Raw genomic sequence first — 21,525 nt, 5'->3', positions numbered from 1 at the left:
GGGGGCGGTAAAGTGCCCGCAACGGTGGGTGGACCGAACGTGAGGGGGCGACCCAGATGGCGGTACCGGATACCGGTCAGCGGATGGCCAGACAGTTGTATGCCGCAGCCACCGGAACCAGCGGCGGCGCCCCCTTCGAATTGGCCGAGGATGTCGCCGAAAACCTTGCCGCCGCATGCGACAAGCTCGTCGAGGATCTACAAAAAGCCACGGCCACCGGACATCTCGTCACCGATGTATCGGGCTTCCCCAATCTGCCGACGGGCCACGGCCTGGCAAAAGGCTTCGGCGACAAGGGCACTCAATTCCTCGACACCGTCACCGCATTCCAGGAGACCGCCCTGCTGTACAAGGCCGCCTATCTGGCCGCGGGCAAACGTTTCGAGGATGCCGAGGCCGCGAACCGCGCCGCGCTACAGCTGATCACCGACTACCTGGAGTCGCCGCGCGGCGAACAGGCCGACGGAAACCACTGACCCATGGCCGATTCCGTCACCAGGGCAGCCGCCGACGCCATCCGGGTCCAGCAGCGCGCCGTCGCCGCCTCCGCCCGATCGGCCAGCGGCGGAACCGATCCCCCCTACGCACCCGAGCGCGAACTGTTCGGCGCCTTTACGCACCAGGAGATCTGGGATCTGGTGCACGAGGTCATCGATCCCGCGGCTCTCGGCCGGGTCGCCGATGCCTGGCGCGCCAATGCCACCGCGGTCGCCGAGGCATTCCAGGCTTTCTCCGATGCCACAAATCGCGAATTCGCGCACTGGTCTGGTCGTTCCGCCGATGCCGCACTGCGCGCCACCCGCGAATTCGTCCGCGCCGGCACCGAGGCGCACGATATCTGCCGCGCGGTAGAGCGCCTGATGGAGCTCAATTCCGATGCGGCACAGGCCATCCGAGCGGCGATTCCACCGCCGCCGCAGTATCGTGCTCTGGAAGATCCGGCCGCCGAGGCGATCCACGGCGGACAACGCAGGATGGACCACGACATGGCCGCTGCTACGGCGCAGGCCGATGTCCAGGACACGATGACCTATGTCTACACCCCGATCATGCCCACCTCCGGCGACCGTGTCCCCCGATTCACCCCGCCACCCGATGGACCACAGATCGCGCGGGCGGATCCCGGGGGCACACGGTGAAATGGGTATTCACCCCGGACGAATTCACGCATGTCTGGGAGAACGAAACGAGTCTGGACCGCCGCCCCTACCCGGTCAATCTGGCGCCCGCCGCCACCGTCCGCACCGAATCCGAGTACGCCGCACTGCGACTACCCCAGCGTTTCGCTCGCCAGGCCGATGCCGATCTGGCCGCCGCACTCATGCTGTGCGCGCGCACCGACGCCACCACCATCACCATCTCCGGTGAGTCGGGGGCCAAGCGGATCCTTGTTTTCGCAGCGGTGGTGCACAACCACGCGGGCATTCTGATCGCCGATATCGACAAGGTGACGGTGCGCATGTCCCACGCCCGCAACCTCGGCAAAAATCTGGTCGAGATCATCGGTCCAGCCGAGCCGGGCAAGCTAGCGCCCATGCGGGAGCCGCAGGACGCGGTATTGAATTCCGACGAAGGCGACAGCGCCACCAATGGCCATCGCCGCGCGGCCCGGTTCCGCCAGGCCCTGCGAAAACCGGTGGACGGTCGCGGCTTCATCACCGTGACCGTGGAACCGGAAAACCCGATGTCGCCGCCCACCCGGCACCGCAGCTGGCTCGATTTCACCGGCGACGGACGCTATCTGCTCAGCACCTCGCACGAGCTGACCCTGACCCCGGTCACCGACGAGGATTTCGCCGCTCAGCTGCTCCGCTTGGCCCAGGTCAGCTGACCGTCGCCAGGCACTGGCAGTCGCCACGTCGCAGCATCCGCGCACCCGAACGGAGCGAATCTTGCGAGCGACCCGTTCGCGCCGAAGGCGCGGCCACGAATACAGCCATAAGATACATCGATGGCGAAGAAATGGTCTCTGCCGCCCAGTGAGGCCCTGCGGGCCGATGGCTTGCGCATCGCTGATCTCGACGCCTCCGGTACGCCCGGATTCAATGGTGACAAGAGGCAGGGCCAGAAGCTGCTCGCCGAACGCACCACCGTGCTGTCGGATCTGCAGGAGAAGCTTTATGCCAACGGCCGTTCCGGCGATACCCGCAGCGTGCTGCTGGTGCTGCAGGGGATGGATACCGCGGGCAAGGGCGGCATCGTCCGCCACGTGATCGGTTCGGTCGATCCGCAGGGCGTCGACCATGCCTCCTTCGGCGTCCCGACCGAGGAGGAGAAGAGCAACCACTTCCTGTGGCGCATCCGCAAGGCCCTGCCGCGTGCCGGCCAACTCGGCGTCTTCGACCGCTCGCACTATGAGGATGTGCTGGTCGTGCGGGTGCATAATCTGGTGCCGCCGCAGGTCTGGGAACCGCGCTACGACGAGATCAACGTCTTCGAGCGGGAACTGGTCGACCAGGGCACCACGCTGGTGAAGGTCGCCATGTTCGTCTCGCTCGACGAACAGAAGAAGCGGCTGCGCGAACGGCTGAACCGACCGGATAAATATTGGAAGTTCAATCCCGCCGATATCGACGAACGCGGCTACTGGCCTGCCTATCAGGAGGCCTACCAGGTGGTGCTGGACCGCACCTCGACCGACTACGCCCCATGGCATGTGATTCCGTCCGATCACAAGTGGTTCACCCGCCTCGCGGTCACCGAACTGCTCATCGATGCGCTGGCGGGGCTGAAACTCGACTGGCCGCCGGCCCTATTCGATGTCGAGGATCAGCAGCGCAGGCTCACCCGGGTCTGACCAAGGTTCCTCTCAGGTTGACCACGGATGATGTGGCCGTGCCCGTCCACGCCCCGGGGGTGTTCCGGATCTACCATCGTGGCGGCAGGAAACCGGCAGGCAAGCGAAAGGCGTGGTGAACGCACGGTGAGCAAAAAACCGGGTGGTAAAACGAATCCGCTCGCGGCGGCGGAGCGCGCCGACCGCAACCGCAAGATCCTCATCCAGGTGGGCGTGGCCGTTGTGCTGGTCGGGCTCATCGCGGCGATCGGCATCGGTATCGCGGTGAAGAACGCCGACAAGAACGATCTCGGTGCCACCCCGTCCATCGCCGCCACCGCGAGCCAGCTGCCCAATGGGGCCGCCGCGACCATCACCGATAACGGTGCGGTCCGCATCGGCAAGCCGGACGCGAAGGTGACCGTCCGTGTCGTCGCCGACCTGCAGTGCCCGGCCTGCAAGGCCTTCGAAGCCGCCAACGCGCAGGTCATCAAGGATGCCGTCGACAAGGGCACGGCCATCGTCGAATACAACATCATTTCGTTCCTGGACAAGGCCTCCACTACGAAGTACTCCTCGCGCGCGGCCAATGCGGCCTACTGCGTCGCCGAGGCGGATCCGTCGAAGTACCTCGGCTGGTTGTCCACCATGTACGAGCAGCAGCCCGCCGAGGGCAGCGCGGGGCTGAGCGATGACCAGCTGATCACCATCGCGAAGGGCCTCGGCCTTCCCGATTCGGTCGGGCAGTGCATCATGGACGACAGCTACAACAAGTACATCGGGGCCAAGACCAAGGACATGCTGACCAGCGGAATCAAATCCACCCCGACGGTCTTCGTCAATGGCAAACAGCTCCAGTCCAGCCAGGAACTGATGGTTCCCGGCGGCCTCGCACCCGCGATCGCCGCCGCCGCGGGCCAGTGAACACCGCGACATCCAGGTCCGCCTGGGTGCTGCTGATCGGCGGGCTGGCCGGCTGGCTCGCCTCGGTCACGTTGACCATCGAGCGGTTCAAGCTGTTCACCGATCCGAGCTACCGGCCCTCGTGCAGCATCAACCCGATCCTGTCCTGCGGCAGCGTAATGACCACCGAACAGGCCGCCAGATTCGGATTTCCCAATCCGATCATCGGCATCGTCGGCTTCTCGGTGGTCGTCACCCTCGCGGTGCTCGCCGTCGCCAATGTGCGCTTCCCGCGCTGGATCTGGGGCGGGCTGTGGGTGGGCACCGTGCTCGGCACGATCTTCATCTGCTGGCTGATCTTCCAGAGCCTGTACCGGATCGGCGCGCTGTGCCCGTACTGCATGGTGGTGTGGGCGATCATCACGCCGCTGCTCGCGGTGGCCACCGAACAGCTATGGGCTGGTGCGCAGGGGCCGATGCGGATCGTCGTCGAGTGGCGCTGGACCTTCGTCGCGGTGTTCTACGCCGTGGTGCTGCTGCTGATCTTCCTGAAGTTCCAGGATTACTGGCTGTCGCTGGTCTAGTTCGGTGTGCCCAGCGCGAGCACCACGGTGATCTTGCGCTGCACTCCGCCGACACCGAGGACACCCAACTGCACGGTGTCAGCGGGTTTGTGCACATTGATCGCGGCCCGCAACGCCGTCGCGGTTGTGATGTCACGGTCGTCGATCGAGGTGATCACATCGCCATCGATGAGCCCGGCGGCGCGAGCCGGCAACCCGTACAGTGCGACATCGATCCGTGCCCCACTCGGTTTCGCGTCGGAGATCAGTACACCGAGCGTCGCGGTCGGCCCGATGTGCACGGTTTCGGTGGGCGTGCCGGAACGAATCTGGCCCACCACCCGCATCGCGGTGTCGATCGGCACCGCATAGCCGTTAGGGGTGCGCCCGACCTCGCGTGAGGTCTCGCCGGAGGCGGCGGTGATCACCCCGACCACCGTGCCATCGGGATCGGCGAGCGCACCGCCGGACTGTCCGGCGGTGACCGGTGCCGCGATCTCCACCATCCCGGTCAGCGCTTTGCGGGTCAGATCGGAGGAATTCAGCGCGACGATCGAGCTGTTCAGATCGGTGACATTGCCCTGGATCGAGGTCGGCGTGCCACCCGCACCGCCCGCATTGCCGATGGCGAGCACGTCCTCGTGCACGCGCAGCTCGGCGGAGCGGCCGATGCGCGCGATTGTCAGATCGGTGGCGCCGCTGAGCTCCAGCAGCGCGATATCGGCACCGCCGTCGTAGCCGAGCACCTTCGCGTCGTAGACGGCGCCGTTGCCGACATCGGTGACCGTCACGGTTTCGGCGCCCTTGACCACATGATGGCTGGTCAGCACCTGTCCGTCGGCGGTGAGCACGATCCCGGATCCGGCCGCACCGAGTCCGAACGGCCGTGAGGACGTGCTGATATTCACCAGCGCCGGTTCCACGGCCTGGGCGACCGCCACCGGATCCAGCGGCGGCAGCGGCTCGAGTAGGGCGGGCGGGGAGTTGTCCGCACCAGAGGTCGACGACCAGTCGGGCAGTTCACCGCGGAAGCCGAAGAACGCGGCCACGGCGAGCAGGAAGGCCGCGATCAGCGCCAACGCGCGCCCGCCACCTTCTCGCTGCCGCTCGGGCGCGCGGTGCCGCTCGTCGTCCATGCCGCTCTCCCGCCTCCGGCTGGGCCCTTGACCAATTCCATTGTGGCCGGAGATCAATATTCGGCGGCGCGTTTGGCAAACCTCCGCTGCGGCGGTAGGCATGTACGCATGAGCGAACGCAGTGAGCGAATTATGACGCGGCGCCCACCGCGCATGCCGAAGCCGAGCACCAGTGAGGCGCGGGCATGAGCGTTGCTGCTGCGTATGCGATGTCCACGCCCGATGGGCATTTCGAGAAGCTCACGATCGAGCGGCGCGAGCTCGGACGACGCGATGTGCTGATAGATGTCGAATACGCGGGCATCTGCCATTCCGATATCCACACCGCCCGCGATGAATGGGGCGGCGCCAAATACCCGTGCGTCCCCGGACACGAGATCGCGGGCATTGTCGCCGCGGTCGGTCCGGAGGTGACCAAGCATCGGGTCGGCGATCGCGTCGGCGTCGGCTGCATGGTCGATTCCTGCGGCGTTTGCGGTCCCTGTCTGGCCAATGAGGAGCAGTACTGCGAAAACGGCGCCACCATGACCTACAACACCCAGGTGGACGCATCCATCCAGCCGGGTGGGTACACAATGGGCGGCTATTCGAGCCAGGTCGTGGTGACCGAGAACTTCGTACTGTCGATTCCGGAGGGCATCGGACTCGATGTCGCGGCGCCGCTGCTTTGCGCGGGTATCACGGTGTTCTCCCCGCTGCGGCACTGGAATGCGGGGCCGGGTAAGCGGGTCGCGATCATCGGCATGGGTGGACTCGGACACGTCGGGGTGAAGATCGCCGCGGCGATGGGGGCCGAGGTCACCGTGCTGAGTCATTCGCTCAGCAAGCAGGACGACGGCAAACGCTTCGGCGCGCACCACTACTACGCGACCGGCGATAAGCAAACCTTCCGCGATCTGCGCAACCACTTCGATCTGATCCTCAATACCGTCTCGGCCGATCTGCCGATCGACAGCTACCTGCGCCTGCTGAGGCTGGACGGCACCCTGGTGATCCTCGGTATGCCCGAGAAGCCGTTGAGCGTCAAGCCTTTCACCATCGCCGGATACCGGCGGGCGCTGGCAGGGTCGATGATCGGTGGTATCGCGCAGACCCAGGAGATGCTGGACTTCTGCGTCAACCACGGAATCGGTGCGGAGATCGAGCTGATCTCGGCCGATGAGATCGATGGCGCATACGACCGGGTCGTCGCCAGCGATGTGCGGTACCGGTTCGTGATCGACGCCTCGACGATCTAGTCCGTGTCGTTGCGCCGATTCGTCGCCGGTTCGCTAGCTTGGCGATGTGTCTGCGGATGAAGAGCAATCCCCACCCGCCGAAACGGCGGTGGTCATCGCCGATGTGACCGCGGGGCCGCCGCCGTGGCTGTTGCGAGCATTCCTGCTCGCGGCGGCGACGGTGGCCGGGCTGGTGTGCGGCTTCTGGATTCTGCAGAAATTGCAGGGTTTCCTACTGGTGCTGCTGGTTTCGCTGTTCCTTGCCTTTGCCATCGAGCCAGCGGTGAATTGGCTTGCCGCGCGCGGGGTTCGGCGCGGGTTGGCGACCGGGGTGGTGTTCCTGGTGTTGGCCGTCGGCACCGTCGCATTCGTGTGGACGCTCGGCGCGCTACTGGTCGACCAGGTCACCACCCTTGTCAAGAACGCGCCCGAAAACGCGGATCAGGCCGTCGACTGGGCCAATCGCAACTTCAAGACGAATCTGTCCGGCAATGATCTGCGGAAGTATCTTGGTGAGTGGAGTTCCACCATCGACCGCTATCTGGTCGGGCTGGCCGGTAATGCCTGGGGTGTCGGCACCGCCGCGGTCGGGGCCATCTTCCAGTCCCTCGGCGTGCTGTTGTTCACCTACTACTTCGCCGCCGACGGACCGCGCTTCCGCAATGCGGTCTGCTCGTTGCTGCCGCCGCGCCACCAGCGACATGTGTTGCGCGCCTGGGATATCGCCGTCGACAAGACCGGCGGCTATATCTATTCGCGCGGGCTGCTCGCGCTGTGCTCGACGATCGCGCACTATGCCGCGCTGCGCATCCTCGATGTGCCTTCCGCATTCGCGCTAGCGCTGTGGGTCGGCGTTGTCTCCCAGTTCATTCCGACCGTCGGCACCTATCTCGCCGGTGCGCTGCCGGTACTCGTCGCACTGGTGCACGGTCCGTCCACCGCGCTGTGGATTCTGGGCTTCATCGTGGTGTACCAGCAGTTCGAAAACTATGTGCTGCAACCGAGAATCACCGCGACCACGCTGGATATGCATCCGGCCGTGGCATTCGGCGCGGTCATTGCGGGTGCGGCGATACTCGGGCCGACCGGTGCGCTGCTGGCGATTCCGGTCACCGCGACGGTGCAGGCGTTCGCGGGCGCCTATATCCGCCGTTATGAGGTCGAAACGGACAGCGATACCGAAAAGACCGAGCAGCCGCCGAAGAAACAACGGAAATGGATGCGCCAGTTGACTATTCGCCTCAGCGGAAGCGGTCGGTCACTGGAGTGATCATTCGGCGCGAATGCCCTGCAGTGCGTCGATCAGCGCCAAGCTGACCTTGCCCATTTGGGCGCGGCTGTGCTGGGCGGTGTCGTACTCGACCTGGATGGTCAGGCGCCCGCCGATGGTGAAGGCGGTGAGCTTCGGCGGCATGCCGGGGCCCATGGCGTAGACGTCGTCGCGAATGTGGCGGATACCGGCTGGCGTCGAATGTGCGGGCAGACGACCGATATTGGAGATGGCGACGGTCGGCGGGGCCGCGAAGATCGCGGCAATTGCCGCATCCTGGACGCGCTGTGAGGCGAGCAAAAATATTGGGGCTTCGCGCTGCTCCAATGCGGTCGCCATGCCCGCGGCCACCTCGTGTGCGATATCGATCGGGCTCGCGTTCTCGGCGACGAGCGCGAAGGTGCCAACACCGGACGCACAATTCAGCATCGCGTGCGCGGGCAGCGGTGGATTCAGCTCGGATCGCACGTCCACCGCGTGGCCACAGAATACCGGGAGCTTTCCCCGCATAGGTTCGAGCTGGGAACGGAATGCGACGAGTGCGGCGCCGCTGAGCAGGCTGTTGATCGAAAGCCCGCGCGCGCGAGCGGCGTCGATCAGGATCTGGGTTTCCTTGGTATCCAGTTCGATTCGCTGCACCGCGAATCGGCCCAGCGGATCGTCGCCGATCCCGTCACCGTCGATCGGCAAGGTGCGCGGAGCCGATTCCGGACCCATCATCGAGGCCGCCGCGAGGACCCCGTCGAGCGCCCCGGCTACCTCCGCATCCGAAACCACCTCGGCAAGTTGGATATCGATGCCCTCGGGCAACCCCTGATCGGCATCCGCCTGTGGCAGCGCGGTTCCCGTCGCATGCGCGGTGTAGCGCTGCCACATCTGCGCGAGTAGCGCGAAAGCCGACCTGCCATCGGCGATTCCGTGATGGATGACCAGGACGATCTGATCGCGCTCACCGTCGCGGAGTAGATGGGCGCGGAACAGGCCGTCGCGCCAATCCCGTGGTCCGTTCACCAGATTCAGGTACTCGGCTTCACCGCCCTCGGCTATCTCGAGGCGGGGCCGGTAGGCGTCGTCCCGGCGGAAATACAAGGTTCCGTCGGCATCGGCCACCGGCTTGCTGCGCAGCAGTGGGTGGTCGGCCGTCAGTTCGTCGAGCACTCGGCGCAGGATCTCGACATCCAGCAGGCCGTGCACGGTGGAACCGATGAACAGCGGCATACCGCCGGTCGGCACGCTGCCGAGTCGGGTTTCGGAGCCGAAGTAGGTGAGTTCGAACGGAGAAAGCGGTCGCTGTGCGGTCATTGGTCGTCTCGTACTTCTGTGTGGTGGAGCAGGCTACGCCCTCAACATACAGTTGTTTCAAACGCTTGTCACAAACAATTGTTTGAAACGTGTGTCATAAACAGATGTATGCCACGCTGATGAGGTGGGAACCCGAGAAGATCTGCTCGCCGCGGCCAAGCAGTGCCTGGCCGAACGCGGATACGCGCGCACCACCGTGCGGGATATCGTGGCCGCCTCCGGCACCAACCTGGCCGCCATCAACTACCACTTCGGCACCCGCGACAAGCTGCTCAATCAGGCGATGATGGAATCGAGCGCGGATGCGGTCCAGCGGATTCTCGATTCACTCCCCGCCCGCGACACCGCGGATCCGGTCGCGCGACTGCAGGACTTCTTACAGCAGCTGATCACCTCGTTCACCGAGGATCACGCCCTTTGGACCGCCAATGGCGAAAGTCTGGCCCAGGCACTGCACTCCCCCGAACTGCGCGCCGAACTGGGTGCCGCCCAGGAACGGGCGCGCACCGAACTATCCGACTTCTTCGGTGGGCAGAACCCGCAAGTAGGCGCCGTCCTGCAAACCATGATCGGCGGGCTGCTGATCCAACACCTGGTCGACCCGGAAAACGCCCCCACCGCTGCCGATATCACCGCAGGTCTGCGCACTTTCGGCGCACTGCTCCCAGCTGAGAGCGGTACTTGACCGCCGCACCGTTGTCTATGCGTGCTTCCGGGTGGTCCCGCTGGGCGCGAAACGTCGCTCGCTCACCCCTCTGTGCGCCGTAGCCCGCTCACGCGTTGATCCGCTCGGCCACATCCACGCTCTGCGCGCCCGAAATGGCGGCCGCTGCCAATGCGTCGTGCCGCTGGCTTCGCGAACAGGTAGCGAACTTACTGCGCGAATATCGCATCGCCTCGGCGACGAGTGACCGATGCTGGACCGATGGCGATTCTGCTCGCGCTGGTATCGATGTGCTCGACCTTGGTCGGCGGGCTGGTTGCGGTGCGGATCGGCGACCGCAAACATCTGGTGCTGGGACTGGCGGCGGGTGTCATGTTGGGTGTGGTGTTCTTCGACCTGCTACCGGAGGCTTTGGAGCAATCAGGGGAGATCGTGCTCGGTGTCCCGGCGGCGCTCATCGCCACCGTCGTTGGTTTTGTCACCATCCACATCATCGAGCGCGCGGTCGCCATCCACACCGGCCATGAAGGCGAATTCGGTTCACACAAGCACGGTTTCGAATCCGTCGGCCTGCTCGCCGCGGCGGGGCTGATCTTCCACAGCACCCTCGACGGTCTCGGTATCGGTTTGGGCTTCCAAGCCGGAGCCACCGTCGGTATCGCGGTCGCCATCGCCGTCATCTGTCACGACTTCGCCGATGGCTTCAACACTTTCACCATCACCACGCTGTACGGCAGCGCCCACCGACGCGCGCTGATCCTGCTCACGTTGGACGCCATCGCCCCGGTAGTCGGTGCGGTGATCGGCACCGTCATCCGGGTTCCGGCCGCAACCGTGGGCCTCTACCTCGGCTACTTCGCCGGTTTCCTGCTCTACCTCGCCACCGCTGACATCCTCCCCGAGGCCCACGCCGAACACCCGTCCCGACTGACCCTGGCCTGCACCGTCACCGGCGCGATATTCATGCTCGTCGTGGCCACACTCAGTCACTGACCAGCAGTGGTCAGCGCTCGTCGAGTTGCGACAGCACTTCCTGGGCCACCCAGGCCATGGCCTCGGCGAATGCGGGACCGGGCACCGGCAGCCAGATCGAGCAGGCGTGCAGTCCGGCTTCGTGGAGGGCACCGAGTTCGTCGACGATGCTTGCGGCCGTCGGCTGCCCGCCACCGAGCAACCGTCCTGGATCGCGGCCGATGGCGGTGAATCCGGGTGGGACCACGAAGGCGACCGAAGTCAGTCGCAGCGGCTGCCGCTCGATGGCGGATGCTTCGGCGAGCTCGGTGAGCCGGTTGTGGATTCGCCGCAGCTCGGCCGGATCGGCGACCGGACCGTGCCATGCGCTGCCGAAGCGCACGGCTCTGCGCAGTGCGGCATCGCTGCTTCCGCCGACCAAACTGGTGGTCCACCGGCCGTGCGCGGCGCGATACCGAGCCGCGGCTCGGCCTCACCTCGCCACAACGCGGCCAGCACTTCCAGATGCTCGCCTGTGAGCTTGCCGCGTTCCTTGAATGGCACTCCCACGGCATCGAATTCCGCACGGTCCCAACCGATTCCGACGCCGAGCGCAAACCGCCCGCGCGACAGTCGGTCGAGTGTCGCGGTCTGATGGGCCAGCACGACCGGGTTGTACAGCGGCAGGATCAGCACGCTGGTCGCGATGCCGATGCGCGAGGTCGCGCCGGCGATGGCCGACAGCATGATCAGCGGCTCATGCGTGACACCCAGCTCACCAGCCAGCACATGGCTGCCTGCGACAATATGATCGAAGGCCAATTGCTCTGCGGTACGAGCGGTTTCGACGACATCGTCGAGGTCGTCGGCGTTCTCGGGCCATAACCCATGCGGTGCGATACCGAGCCGAAGGCCCTTGCTCTCACCGACTGTTTCTCTCAAAGGCATGGCGTTGGCTCTCGATCCGTGTCTTGACAGCGGCACGCCGGGCACCCTGTCGATTCACCGCGCGCCCTGTACACCGGTGCCCGGTTGGTAGACGAGCTGCCCGGCCCATCAGATCAACACCGACAGTCGCCCGCCGATTCCGGCGCAGACTCGGCTGGGTCAGCGAGCGATAGCGCGCAGCACGGCATCGACCGACTGGTCGGCGAGGGTTTCGTTCAGCGGTAGATGGCCGAAGAGGGCGCGGTAGTAGATCGGGGCGGCGACCGCGTCGAGGACGAAATCGAGGTCGGCACCCGGATCGATATCACCTCGGTGGATGGCCGACTCCAGGGCGATCGCGGTAGTTCGTCTGCGTGGTTCGAATACCGTTGCAAGGAAATGCGCGCGTAGTTCCGGGTCGTTGGCGAGATCCGCCACCAGGGCGGGAAGGACGTGGTTCAGCGAGGTATCGCGTAGTGCGGCAACCAGATTGCGCATTGCGATGGTCAGATCGGCGCGCAGGTCGCCGGTGTTCGGAGTTGGTCGCAGTCCCAATAGGTCGGCGACGACATCGACAACGAGGTGACGTTTCGAGGGCCAGCGGCGGTAGATCGCCGGGCGGTGCAGTCCGGCTCTGGCCGCGACCTGGCCGATGGACAGTTCGGCATAGCCGTTCTCGTCCAACAGCTCTCGAGTCGCGGCGAGCACCGCGGTATCTATGCGGTCTTCGCGGGCGCGTCCCGGCATCAGAACACTGGACGCGGCATCAGGACGACTCGCCAACCGTCCGGATCCGGAAAGGTCAAGCCGCCGTTGGCCGCCCAGTACGGATTCTCGGCTGGGACCGGCTGCACGCCGAATTCACCGAGGCGCTGTGCGACGTCGTACATCTGGGTTTCGGTCGAAAAGTAGAGCACCAGCAGGTTTTCCGCGCTCGGCGCATCGCCGGGACTGCCGTCCACGTGGGTGGTGAATTCCAGGTGATATCCGGTGCCCGGCAATCCGAGCATCACACCGTCGTAGCCCGCGTGATTTTCGAATCGGTAGAGCTCGCGCAGTCCCAACCCCTCGACGTAGAACCGCACGACCTCTACCAATCGATCGGTGGGCCTGGCAATTCGAACCTGGGCCACCGGCAACGACTCGGGCCATGTCTGCTCAGCCATATCTCAACGATACAGTACGCACTGTACCGATTTGATATGGCATTCATCACCGAGCCGCAAAAGACCGCCGCCACGTCCGAGACATGGCGGCGGCCTTCGTCTTCGGTATTACTCCGTCGGCGCGGCCCGCCGGCGAACGCGGCGAGCGGCCGCGACCATATTGCGCAGCGAGGGCTCGAGCTGCCAGTAGTGCCGGGTCTTCAGACCGCCGTCCGGATTCGCCCACAGGCGTTCCGGACTGATGGCTTCGGCCGCGGCCGTAAGCAATTCGTCGAGCTCATCGATATCCGGGATCCGCGCCGAACGGCTCTCGTAGACACCGGGACCGACGCCGTGACTCAGGCCGTGACCCGATACGGAATCTTCCTTGAGCGCCTTGAGCACCCATTCGATCGAGCGGGTCGCGACGATCGCGGTGACATCGGCGTCGAGTTCCTCGATCGCGTCGACCACCTCGGTGCGACCGGAATAACCGATATGCGTATGAATCTGGGTCTCCGGCTTGACGCCGGAGGTGGCCAGGCGGAACGCCGCGACCGCCCACCGCAGATATTCGGCGCGCCCGTGCGGTCGCATGGGTAGCAGCTCGCGAATGGCGGGCTCGTCGACCTGGATGATCGAAATCCCGGCCCGTTCCAGATCCACGACCTCATCGCGAATGGCAAGCGCGACCTGATCGGCGGTCTCGTACAGCGGCTGATCCTGGCGCACGAACGAACGCGCGATCATAGTGACCGGACCGGTCACCATGCCCTTGACCGGCTTATCGGTCAACGACTGGGCATAGCTGATCCACTCGACCGACATCGGCGCGGGCCGCGACACGTCACCGTAGATGATCGGCGGTCGCACACAACGGGATCCGTACACCTGCACCCAGCCGAAGTGGGTGGTCGCGAAGCCGTCGAGCAGCTCGGCGAAGTACTGGATCATGTCGTTGCGCTCATGCTCACCGTGCACGAGCACATCCAGGCCGATGTCCTCCTGCAGGCGGATCGTGGCCTCGATCTCGGCCTCGATCTTCTTGCGGTATTCGTCGTAGGACAGTTTGCCCTCGCCCAGGTCGTAGCGCGCCTGACGAATCTTGTTCGTCTGCGGGAAGGAACCCAGTGTGGTCGCGGGCACCGGCGGCAGATTCAGCTTGCGCTGCTGAGCTTCGCGGCGCACCTCGTACGGTTCGCGCGAGCGCATGCCGGGCGTGATCGCGTAAACCCGTTGCCGCACCGCGTGTTTCTGCTTGAAATGCACCTCGGTCGGCCGCTTGCGCCACTTGTCCGACGGTCCCTCGGTGAGCGCCTTGGCGAGCGAAACCACCTCGCCCACCTTCTGTCGCGCGAAGGCGAGGCGGTCGGCGACATTGCCCTCGATTTCGTATTCGGCGAGCACGTCATAGGGCACATGCAGCAGTGTCGTGCCGGTGGACACCACCAGATCGGGGCACACCTTGGCCAGCTCGTTGAGGTATTCCAGCGTCACATAACGATCCGCGCGCCAGACATTGTGACCGCTGATCACGCCCGCGTACAGGCGCTTACGCCGAATGCCGGGAATCTCGGCGAGCTCTTCCGGCTGGATCCGATAACTGGCCAGATCCAGTCCGATGGCCTCGACATTGGTCTCGGCCAGGATGCGCAGCGCCTCACCGAAATCACCGTATTGCCCGGTGACGAGCATGCGCGGACGCAGGGCAGAGGTCGAAAGTCGTTGGTAGGCACGCTCGAACGCGGCGAGTTCCGCAGGCGTGCGCTCACTGGTGAAGCACGGCTCGTCCAACTGCACACAGGTGGACCCGCGCTTGGCGAGGATCTCGAACAGCTCCTCGTACACCGGAAGCAGCTTGTCCAACAGGCTCAGCGTGTCGAAACCGCCTGCCTCACCGGGGATATGGCCCGCCTTGGACAGCAGCAGCAGCGACACCGGGCCGACCACCACCGGACGCAACTCGATATCACCGGCCTTGGCGCGATCCCATTCGTCGAGCAAAGCCTCTGGGTGCAGCGAGAATTCGGTGTTCTCGTCGAGCTCGGGCTGGCGGTAGTGGTAATTCGTACCGAAGAACCGCACCAGCTCCAGCGGCGGCAGATCCGGCCGACCGCGCGCCATCAGGAAGTAGAAGTCCAGCGGATGCAACTCGTCCTGGTAGGGCTTGAACCGCGCGGGCACCGCACCGAACAGCAGCGCATTGTCGAGAATGTGGTCGTAGAAGGAGAAGGTGTTGCCCGGCACCTGGGTCAGCCCGGTGGCGGCCAACCCGTTGTACTGCCGCTCCTGGATATCGCGCCCGACCGCGAGCAGTTCGTCGCGCGAAACCCCACCACGCCAATAGCCCTCGAGGGCCCGCTTGAGTTCCCGGTGCGGCCCGATCCTCGGGTAGCCGAGAATGCTGGATCCGTAACCGTCCTGAACGTTCACCATGAGCGGGGCACTCCCTTGCTGTGTTGATTGGCCGCGCCTGCGGCGCGGCGTGTTCGCGGCCCCCTGGTGTCTCGCGTCCGAGTGGCGCCACCACCGCGGTATCAGACCAGAAGCGACGCGTTATCAGACCTTGTACTGGTAGAAACCTGCGCCGGTCTTCTTGCCGAGTAGACCGGCCTCGACCATGCGCATCAGCAGCGGCGGCGCCGAGTACAGCGGCTCCTTGAACTCCTGGTACATGGAGTCGGCAATGGATTTCACGGTGTCGAGGCCGACCAGGTCGGTGAGCGCCAGCGGACCCATCGGGTGGGCGCAGCCGAGCACCATCGCCTTGTCGACGTCTTCCTTGGTGGCGAAGCCGGATTCGACCATCCGGATGGCCGAGAGCAGGTACGGAACCAGCAGCGCGTTCACCACGAAGCCGGAGCGGTCGGCCGAGCGCACGACCTGCTTGCCGAGCACCTCGCCGGCGAAGGCTTCGGCCCGCGCGGACACGGCCGCGCTGGTCTTCAACGTGGTGACCAGCTCGACCAGCGGCAGCACCGGCACCGGGTTGAAGAAGTGCATGCCGACCACGCGCTCCGGGTTGGCGGTGGCGACGGCGATCTTCATGATCGGGATGGAGGAGGTGTTGGAGGCCAGCACGGCGTCCGGATCGGTGACGACCTTGTCGAGTTCGGCGAAGATGGCGGTCTTCACCTTCTCGTCCTCGAGCACCGCCTCGACCACCAGCTGGCGGTCGGCGAAATCGCCGAGGTCGGAGGTGAACCGCAGCCGCCATGCGGCCTGTTCGCGCTCGCGCTCGGTGATCTTGCCGCTACTCACGCCGCGATCCAGCGAGCGCAGGATGCGAGCGCGGCCCGCGGCGGCTAGCTCCCGGGTCTGTTCGTAGACGAGCACATCGATATGCGCCCGCGCACACACTTCCGCGATTCCGGCACCCATCTGTCCGGCACCGATGATGCCGACGCGCTGAATCTTCTCGCTGCTCACGTCCCGCTCCTGCTGTTTTTGTCTGGCTGTCGGGTGGCTGATGACGAAGGGTGCTCCGATAAGAGTCGGCCTTCGATGGTCCAAGGTATAGGGATGCCCTCCCGGCTGGGGCTGTTCAGCCGGGAGGGCGGTACACCCCTACTGGAGTAGAGGATTAGCGGTATTCACGTTGGGAACCTCAATTCCCTGTGCAAACACGGTGTGGCGACGTCGAGGGCTTCCGTACCCCCGTACGGGGCGAGCCCGACGAGCCCGTTCGCGGCCGGCTCGCTTCCGAGTACTCGAAGCGCATGCGCCGAAGGCGCGAGTCTCGAGTGCTCGGAAGCGAGCCTTGGGGGCCGCGAACACGCGGCGCGGAGCGCCGCCATGTATCAGTGGAACTGGCCCTCTTCGGTGGAACCCTTCAGGGCCGCCGTCGAGGTGTTCGGGTCCACGGTGGTGGCGATGGTGTCGAAGTAGCCGGCACCGACCTCACGCTGGTGCTTGATGGCGGTGAAGCCACGCTCGGCGGCGGCCTTGAACTCGCGCTCCTGCAGGTCGACGAAGGCGGTCATGCCCTCGCGGGCGTAGCCGTGGGCCAGGTCGAACATGCCGTAGTTGAGCGAGTGGAAGCCGGCCAGGGTGATGAACTGGAACTTGAAGCCCATCGCGCCGAGCTCACGCTGGAACTTCGCGATGGTCGCGTCGTCCAGGTGGGCCTTCCAGTTGAAGGACGGCGAGCAGTTGTAGGCCAGCAGCTGGTCCGGGAACTCGCTGCGGACGGACTCGGCGAACTTGCGGGCGACCTCGAGGTCCGGCACGCCGGTCTCCATCCAGATGAGGTCGGCGTAGGGGGCGTAGGCCTTGGCGCGCGCGATGCAGGGCTCGATGCCGTTCTTCACACCGAAGAAGCCCTCGGCGGTGCGGGTGCCGTCCAGGAACTCACGGTCGCGCTCGTCCACGTCCGAGGTGATCAGGGTGGCGGCCTCGGCGTCGGTGCGGGCGATGATCACCGACGGCACGTCGGCGACGTCGGCGGCCAGACGCGCGGAGGTCAGGGTGCGGATGTGCTGCTGGGTCGGGATCAGCACCTTGCCGCCCAGGTGGCCACACTTCTTCTCGGAGGCCAGCTGGTCTTCCCAGTGCACACCGGCGGCACCGGCGGCGATCATGGCCTTCTGCAGTTCGTAGGCGTTCAGCGCGCCACCGAAGCCGGCCTCGGCGTCGGCGACGATCGGGGCCAGCCAGTTGGAGACGGAGGTGTCGCCCTCGACCTTGGCGATCTCGTCGGCGCGCAGCAACGCGTTGTTGATGCGGCGGACCACGGACGGAACCGAGTTGGCCGGGTACAGCGACTGGTCCGGGTAGGTGTGGCCGGACAGGTTCGCGTCGCCGGCGACCTGCCAACCGGACAGGTAGATGGCCTTCAGGCCGGCACGGACCTGCTGAACCGCCTGGTTACCGGTGAGGGCACCGAGGGAGTTGATGTAGTCCTCGTTGTTGACCAGATCCCAGAGGATCTCCGAGCCACGACGGGCGAGGGTGGCCTCTTCGACGACGGTGCCCTGCAGCTTCGACACCTGCTCGGCGGTGTAGTTGCGGGTGATGCCCTTCCAGCGCGGGTTGGTGTCCCAATCCTGCTGGATCTCCGCAGCGGTCTTCGGGGTGCCGGCGTTCGACATCTCTGACTCCACTTCTTCGTTTCGGTGCCCCACGGTCGAGCATCGCTCGAACTGCTGTGGCGGCAATTTGCAGGCTTGCTAGGCCAATGGGGTGTACTTCCACACGATTGCACACCAGGAAATAGCCGTCTACCTGTTGCAAGTGTGAATCGGAGCTAGGTTTCGACCGGCCTTTGCTAACCTTGCGAAATTTGCCTGCGAATTGCAAGCATGCAACCTACCCGCCGGTAGCTCTGACGTGCGGTTTTAGCGTAACGCTCGTACTGTTTGCGATCGCTCCCCGGCCCGCCATCCGACGCGCTCGGCATTCCGGGTTGTGAGCACCTTCACAAGCGTCTGTGTGGTCCCCGCCACCTCGAGATGGGCGCGATGGTTCGATTGACGGACCGAGTCCATCGGGGAGAGACGCTCAGCGTCCGAGAGGAGCTTTTTATGCGGAAACTGTGGCTCGCCGTTGCCGTCGTATGTGGCCTTGGCGTGCAGTCGCCCGCGGCGAGCGCCGATCCGAGCACGGTGGAATCCGTCGCGCCGCTGGCCGCGGTGGCGACGCTGCCCGGGTCGGTGGATTCCAGCCGCATCTTGTATGCGACGACCACCACGAACGATGCGCCGACGGTGGCCAGCGCCGCGGTCTATTTCCCGCCCGGGGAGGCACCCGAGGGTGGCTGGCCGGTGATCGCGTGGGCGCACGGCACCGTCGGGCTCGGCGACAACTGCGCCTACAGCATCGCCGGACCCAGCGCGGTCGAACGGGACTGGGCGTATCTGGGGACCTGGCTGCGACAGGGATACGCGATCGTGGCCGCGGACTATGCCGGACTCGGTACGCCGGGCGACCATCCCTACCTCGATGGACGCGTGGAAGCACACAATGTCGTCGACGCGGTCAAGGCCGCGACCAGACAGTACTCGTCGCTGGCGAAGAGGTGGATGGTCGTCGGGCAGTCACAGGGCGGCGGTGCGGCCGTGTTCACCGCCCGGTACGCGACCGAATTCGGCGGACCGGAACTCGATTACCGCGGCGCGGTGGGCACCGGCGTACCCGCGTATATCGAAGACATACTGCAGCTGCTCGGGCCGCAGGTGCCAGCTGTCGAGTTGAACCACCACAGCACCGCGTACCTGCTCTACATCCTGAACGGGTTGCGCACGACCTATCCGCAGCTTGACATCGAGTCCGTCCTGACCGACTCCGGCCGCGAATGGCTCGGCCGGGCCCGCGAGATGTGCGTCACCCCGCTGGCCGACGCGCTGGGCGCGAACGACGTGCTGGTCGGCGACCTGTTCGCACGGCCGCTCGCACAGATTCCGAACCTGCACGGACTGTTATCCGGGTATATGGGCCTGCCCGAATCCGGTTACGACAAGCCACTGTTCCTGGGCCAGGGCCTGCTCGATACGGATGTGATCGCCCCGCAGACACTGCGGTTCGCCGCAGTGCTCGCGGCCAATCAGCAGCCGGTCACGTTCTACGTCTACCCCTACGATCACGACGGGACGGTCAACGCGTCATTGGCGAATTCGCTGTCGTTCGTCCGCAATCAGTTTGCCTGACGCGATCCGAACGACCTATCCGTAACCGCCTTCGGTGTCATCACCGCGGAATTTGCGCGGTTGTCGGGCGCACTCGCTGCCGCTAGTCGCGGCTGATCGGTTGGTGGGTACGGTGCCAGTGTTCGGCGATATCGATGCGTCGGGTGATCCAGACATCGTTATGAGACTGGACATGGTCGAGGAAGTGCTCGAGGGCGGCTATGCGAGCCGGACGGCCGACCAGACGACAGTGCAGACCGATCGACAGCATCTTCGGACTGCCCTCCGCGCCTTCGCGATAGAGCACATCGAAGGCGTCGCGGAGGTGGGCGAAGAATTGTTCGCCGCTCGGGAAGCCCGCGGGTGAGGCGAAGCGCATGTCGTTGGTGTCGAGGGTGTACGGGACGACCAGGTGGTTCCTGCCACGCACGGTGACCCAGTACGGGAGATCGTCGGCGTAGGAGTCCGAGTCGTAGACGAAACCGCCGTGTTCGACCACCAGTTCCCTGGTGTGCGGTGAATCGCGGCCGGTGTACCAACCGAGCGGGGCCGCGCCGGTTAGTTCGGTGAGGATGCGCACGGCCTCGGCCATATGCTCGCGCTCGATGTCGCGGTCGGTGAGTTGGTAGGACTGCCAGCGCAGGCCGTGACTGGCGATTTCGTGACCGAGTTCCTGAAAGGCCGCCACCGCCTCCGGATTTCGCTGCATAGCGTGGGCGACGGCGAAGATGGTCAGCGGTAGGTCGCGGCGTTCGAAGACGCGCAGTACGCGCCACAGTCCGGCGCGAGAGCCGTATTCGTAGAGCGATTCCATGCTCATGTGGCGATTCGGAAACGCTTGCGCGGGAGTCATTTCCGAGAGAAAAGTCTCCGAATGCGGATCGCCGTCGAGCACATTGTGCTCCGCGCCCTCTTCGTAATTGAGGACGAACTGGACCGCGATCTTCGAACCATCGGGCCACTGCGGATCCGGTGGCGTCGCGCCGTAGCCGACGAAATCTCGTTCACCCATGCCACTCAGCCCCCGAGTTCGCCGTAGAGGCGCAGCCGTGCGAGCCCGCCGTCCGGGTATATATCCAGTCGGACCTCCTCCACCGAGGCCGCCATCGGCGCAATCACGAAGCGGTGCCTGGTATCGGGCAGCAGTTCGGTGCGCGGGAGCAATTCGAGTTCGGTGCCGTCGGTGGTGCGGCCGGTGAGTCGGGCCGAACCTGGGCTATTACCGAGGAAGTACGACGTATCGATCTCCGCGAGGCGGATGAGGCCGGGTCCGGCCAGCCGGATCCGCACCCAGTCGTTGTTGTCGTCGCGGCGGCGGGCGGTTTCCCAGCCGTCACCCATTTTTCGCGCGAGACCCGGGTAGAGCAGTTGGTTCGGCGAACTGTAGAAGCGGTTGGAACAGTCGAGGACCAGGGCGCCGTTTTCCAGGGCGGCCAGGTCCAGTGGGCCAAGGCCGAGCAGATTCGGGTCGGGCCTGCCCGCACCGTGCACGCGCAGCCGGGCGACGCCGCCGTCCGGGTGCATGGTGAGTTTCACATGGGTCCAACGGTTTTCGTTCTCGATCGAGAATGGATTGCGGCTGTCACCGGTTACCGGGGCCCGGTCGATCAGGGTCACCCAGTCGTCGCGCTCGGCGATGGTTTCCGCGGATGGATAGCCGTCGATCTCGAGTGCTGAGAGCGAAACCGCGGGCGGATAGTTGCCCTTGAACCAGGCGGTGTCCACCACGATGCCGCGGATCACGCCGGGTACGCCCAGCCGCACGATGGCGCAATCGTCGCCGGGGCGGCCGCGGTGCCTGCGGGTTTCCCAGCCGTCGTAGATCTGGCCCTTGTGTCCGAAGGTCGACGGTCGGTATTCCGACGGTCCCGGATTGATCAAATTCTCTTTCTCGGCGAAGAATTCGTCGTTGGCCCAGATGACCGAGCCGCCGAGCGCCCGGACGGCAAGGTCGGGCAGCAGCGTGAAAACTGCGGCGTCGGGCCCACCCGTCGCCCGCCGATCACCGTCCACGGAATCGCTACGCGATGCTCCACTCATTACACCTC

22 protein-coding genes are annotated in these 21,525 nt (G+C 65.3%); 11 read left to right on the top strand and 11 right to left on the bottom strand.

Annotated elements, in window-relative coordinates:
• Positions 1-56: 56 nt before the first annotated feature.
• The 6 genes from ACIBI6_RS27250 (at position 57) to ACIBI6_RS27225 (ending at position 4,263) form a co-directional block, all read left to right on the top strand.
• Complete coding sequence (locus ACIBI6_RS27250) at positions 57-476, top strand: hypothetical protein (protein ID WP_364356343.1); 420 nt, start codon at positions 57-59, stop codon at positions 474-476.
• 3 nt (positions 477-479) lie between these two features.
• Positions 480-1,139 carry a hypothetical protein gene (locus ACIBI6_RS27245; RefSeq protein ID WP_364356346.1) on the top strand — a complete coding sequence of 220 codons (660 nt, stop codon included), beginning with the start codon at positions 480-482 and terminating at the stop codon, positions 1,137-1,139.
• Positions 1,136-1,831 carry an ESX secretion-associated protein EspG gene (locus ACIBI6_RS27240; protein ID WP_396958278.1) on the top strand — a complete coding sequence of 232 codons (696 nt, stop codon included), beginning with the start codon at positions 1,136-1,138 and terminating at the stop codon, positions 1,829-1,831. Before ACIBI6_RS27245 ends, ACIBI6_RS27240 begins: the two co-directional genes overlap by 4 nt.
• Positions 1,832-1,951: 120 nt before the next feature.
• Positions 1,952-2,797: a polyphosphate kinase 2 family protein gene (locus tag ACIBI6_RS27235; protein WP_396958277.1), complete on the top strand. Its 846-nt coding sequence runs from the start codon at positions 1,952-1,954 to the stop codon at positions 2,795-2,797.
• Between the two features lie 126 nt (positions 2,798-2,923).
• Complete coding sequence (locus tag ACIBI6_RS27230) at positions 2,924-3,700, top strand: thioredoxin domain-containing protein (protein ID WP_364356355.1); 777 nt, start codon at positions 2,924-2,926, stop codon at positions 3,698-3,700.
• Complete coding sequence (locus ACIBI6_RS27225) at positions 3,697-4,263, top strand: vitamin K epoxide reductase family protein (protein ID WP_364356358.1); 567 nt, start codon at positions 3,697-3,699, stop codon at positions 4,261-4,263. The genes ACIBI6_RS27230 and ACIBI6_RS27225 overlap by 4 nt, the downstream gene beginning before the upstream one ends.
• Here the strand turns inward: ACIBI6_RS27225 and ACIBI6_RS27220 are convergent.
• The gene (locus tag ACIBI6_RS27220) at positions 4,260-5,378 is read right to left on the bottom strand and encodes a trypsin-like peptidase domain-containing protein (RefSeq protein WP_364356361.1); all 1,119 of its coding nucleotides are present in this window, start codon (positions 5,376-5,378) and stop codon (positions 4,260-4,262) included. The two genes, ACIBI6_RS27225 and ACIBI6_RS27220, sit on opposite strands and share 4 nt — an antisense overlap.
• A 185-nt stretch (positions 5,379-5,563) precedes the next feature.
• Here ACIBI6_RS27220 and ACIBI6_RS27215 point away from each other — a divergent pair, with 185 nt between their 5' ends.
• Both ACIBI6_RS27215 and ACIBI6_RS27210 read left to right on the top strand, forming a co-directional pair.
• Complete coding sequence (locus tag ACIBI6_RS27215) at positions 5,564-6,616, top strand: NAD(P)-dependent alcohol dehydrogenase (RefSeq protein ID WP_364356364.1); 1,053 nt, start codon at positions 5,564-5,566, stop codon at positions 6,614-6,616.
• 46 nt (positions 6,617-6,662) lie between these two features.
• Positions 6,663-7,865 carry an AI-2E family transporter gene (locus tag ACIBI6_RS27210; RefSeq protein WP_364356367.1) on the top strand — a complete coding sequence of 401 codons (1,203 nt, stop codon included), beginning with the start codon at positions 6,663-6,665 and terminating at the stop codon, positions 7,863-7,865.
• Here the strand turns inward: ACIBI6_RS27210 and ACIBI6_RS27205 are convergent, their stop codons facing one another.
• Complete coding sequence (locus ACIBI6_RS27205; RefSeq protein ID WP_364356370.1) at positions 7,866-9,167, bottom strand: hypothetical protein; 1,302 nt, start codon at positions 9,165-9,167, stop codon at positions 7,866-7,868. It lies immediately after the preceding gene.
• A 124-nt stretch (positions 9,168-9,291) separates the two neighbouring features.
• Between ACIBI6_RS27205 and ACIBI6_RS27200 the strand changes: the two genes are divergently transcribed.
• Together ACIBI6_RS27200 and ACIBI6_RS27195 are read left to right on the top strand one after the other, a co-directional pair.
• Positions 9,292-9,852 (top strand): TetR/AcrR family transcriptional regulator, encoded by a 561-nt coding sequence (locus ACIBI6_RS27200; protein WP_396958276.1) that lies wholly within the window; start codon positions 9,292-9,294, stop codon positions 9,850-9,852.
• Between the two features lie 240 nt (positions 9,853-10,092).
• Complete coding sequence (locus ACIBI6_RS27195; RefSeq protein ID WP_364356376.1) at positions 10,093-10,824, top strand: ZIP family metal transporter; 732 nt, start codon at positions 10,093-10,095, stop codon at positions 10,822-10,824.
• Positions 10,825-10,834: 10 nt separating this feature from the next.
• Here ACIBI6_RS27195 and ACIBI6_RS27190 read toward each other — a convergent pair whose 3' ends face one another.
• The 7 genes from ACIBI6_RS27190 to aceA all read right to left on the bottom strand — a co-directional run bounded on the left by ACIBI6_RS27190 (position 10,835) and on the right by aceA (position 17,944).
• Positions 10,835-11,050, bottom strand: a complete 216-nt coding sequence (locus ACIBI6_RS27190; RefSeq protein WP_396958275.1) for a hypothetical protein — start codon at positions 11,048-11,050, stop codon at positions 10,835-10,837.
• Positions 11,051-11,064: 14 nt separating this feature from the next.
• Positions 11,065-11,730 (bottom strand): LLM class flavin-dependent oxidoreductase, encoded by a 666-nt coding sequence (locus tag ACIBI6_RS27185; protein WP_396958274.1) that lies wholly within the window; start codon positions 11,728-11,730, stop codon positions 11,065-11,067.
• A 159-nt stretch (positions 11,731-11,889) separates the two neighbouring features.
• Complete coding sequence (locus ACIBI6_RS27180; protein ID WP_396958273.1) at positions 11,890-12,456, bottom strand: TetR/AcrR family transcriptional regulator; 567 nt, start codon at positions 12,454-12,456, stop codon at positions 11,890-11,892.
• On the bottom strand, positions 12,456-12,875 hold the full coding sequence (locus tag ACIBI6_RS27175; RefSeq protein ID WP_364356385.1) for a VOC family protein: 420 nt from the start codon (positions 12,873-12,875) through the stop codon (positions 12,456-12,458). The genes ACIBI6_RS27180 and ACIBI6_RS27175 overlap by 1 nt, the downstream gene beginning before the upstream one ends.
• Before the next feature lie 108 nt (positions 12,876-12,983).
• Positions 12,984-15,290: a 5-methyltetrahydropteroyltriglutamate--homocysteine S-methyltransferase gene (gene metE, locus ACIBI6_RS27170; protein WP_364356388.1), complete on the bottom strand. Its 2,307-nt coding sequence runs from the start codon at positions 15,288-15,290 to the stop codon at positions 12,984-12,986.
• Between the two features lie 123 nt (positions 15,291-15,413).
• Positions 15,414-16,283 (bottom strand): 3-hydroxybutyryl-CoA dehydrogenase, encoded by an 870-nt coding sequence (locus tag ACIBI6_RS27165; RefSeq protein ID WP_364353397.1) that lies wholly within the window; start codon positions 16,281-16,283, stop codon positions 15,414-15,416.
• Between the two features lie 371 nt (positions 16,284-16,654).
• Complete coding sequence (gene aceA, locus ACIBI6_RS27160; protein WP_364353400.1) at positions 16,655-17,944, bottom strand: isocitrate lyase; 1,290 nt, start codon at positions 17,942-17,944, stop codon at positions 16,655-16,657.
• 432 nt (positions 17,945-18,376) lie between these two features.
• On the opposite strand from aceA, the gene ACIBI6_RS27155 reads away from it, so the two are divergent.
• Positions 18,377-19,498 (top strand): lipase family protein, encoded by a 1,122-nt coding sequence (locus tag ACIBI6_RS27155; RefSeq protein ID WP_364353403.1) that lies wholly within the window; start codon positions 18,377-18,379, stop codon positions 19,496-19,498.
• A gap of 82 nt (positions 19,499-19,580) precedes the next feature.
• Here ACIBI6_RS27155 and puuE read toward each other — a convergent pair whose 3' ends face one another.
• Together puuE and alc are read right to left on the bottom strand one after the other, a co-directional pair.
• Positions 19,581-20,489 (bottom strand): allantoinase PuuE, encoded by a 909-nt coding sequence (puuE, locus tag ACIBI6_RS27150; protein ID WP_396958272.1) that lies wholly within the window; start codon positions 20,487-20,489, stop codon positions 19,581-19,583.
• 5 nt (positions 20,490-20,494) lie between these two features.
• On the bottom strand, positions 20,495-21,517 hold the full coding sequence (alc, locus tag ACIBI6_RS27145; RefSeq protein WP_396958271.1) for an allantoicase: 1,023 nt from the start codon (positions 21,515-21,517) through the stop codon (positions 20,495-20,497).
• Between the last annotated feature and the right edge of the window lie 8 nt (positions 21,518-21,525).

This window comes from Nocardia sp. NPDC050412 (assembly GCF_044458825.1).
In the GTDB taxonomy this organism is placed as follows: domain Bacteria; phylum Actinomycetota; class Actinomycetes; order Mycobacteriales; family Mycobacteriaceae; genus Nocardia.
The sequence above is the reverse complement of the archived record's forward strand: the minus strand, read 5'-3'. Positions and strand labels throughout refer to the sequence as shown.

Excerpts from the sequence above, each read along its gene's own strand:
- metE (WP_364356388.1), bottom strand. The coding sequence starts at position 15,290 with ATGGTGAACGTTCAGGACGGTTACGGATCCAGCATTCTCGGCTACCCG.
- ACIBI6_RS27185 (WP_396958274.1), bottom strand. The coding sequence starts at position 11,730 with ATGCCTTTGAGAGAAACAGTCGGTGAGAGCAAGGGCCTTCGGCTCGGT.
- aceA (WP_364353400.1), bottom strand. The coding sequence starts at position 17,944 with ATGTCGAACGCCGGCACCCCGAAGACCGCTGCGGAGATCCAGCAGGAT.
- ACIBI6_RS27235 (WP_396958277.1), top strand. The coding sequence starts at position 1,952 with ATGGCGAAGAAATGGTCTCTGCCGCCCAGTGAGGCCCTGCGGGCCGAT.
- ACIBI6_RS27215 (WP_364356364.1), top strand. The coding sequence starts at position 5,564 with ATGAGCGTTGCTGCTGCGTATGCGATGTCCACGCCCGATGGGCATTTC.
- ACIBI6_RS27175 (WP_364356385.1), bottom strand. The coding sequence starts at position 12,875 with ATGGCTGAGCAGACATGGCCCGAGTCGTTGCCGGTGGCCCAGGTTCGA.
- ACIBI6_RS27245 (WP_364356346.1), top strand. The coding sequence starts at position 480 with ATGGCCGATTCCGTCACCAGGGCAGCCGCCGACGCCATCCGGGTCCAG.
- ACIBI6_RS27250 (WP_364356343.1), top strand. The coding sequence starts at position 57 with ATGGCGGTACCGGATACCGGTCAGCGGATGGCCAGACAGTTGTATGCC.
- puuE (WP_396958272.1), bottom strand. The coding sequence starts at position 20,489 with ATGGGTGAACGAGATTTCGTCGGCTACGGCGCGACGCCACCGGATCCG.
- ACIBI6_RS27180 (WP_396958273.1), bottom strand. The coding sequence starts at position 12,456 with ATGCCGGGACGCGCCCGCGAAGACCGCATAGATACCGCGGTGCTCGCC.
- alc (WP_396958271.1), bottom strand. The coding sequence starts at position 21,517 with ATGAGTGGAGCATCGCGTAGCGATTCCGTGGACGGTGATCGGCGGGCG.
- ACIBI6_RS27155 (WP_364353403.1), top strand. The coding sequence starts at position 18,377 with ATGCGGAAACTGTGGCTCGCCGTTGCCGTCGTATGTGGCCTTGGCGTG.
- ACIBI6_RS27220 (WP_364356361.1), bottom strand. The coding sequence starts at position 5,378 with ATGGACGACGAGCGGCACCGCGCGCCCGAGCGGCAGCGAGAAGGTGGC.
- ACIBI6_RS27205 (WP_364356370.1), bottom strand. The coding sequence starts at position 9,167 with ATGACCGCACAGCGACCGCTTTCTCCGTTCGAACTCACCTACTTCGGC.
- ACIBI6_RS27195 (WP_364356376.1), top strand. The coding sequence starts at position 10,093 with ATGGCGATTCTGCTCGCGCTGGTATCGATGTGCTCGACCTTGGTCGGC.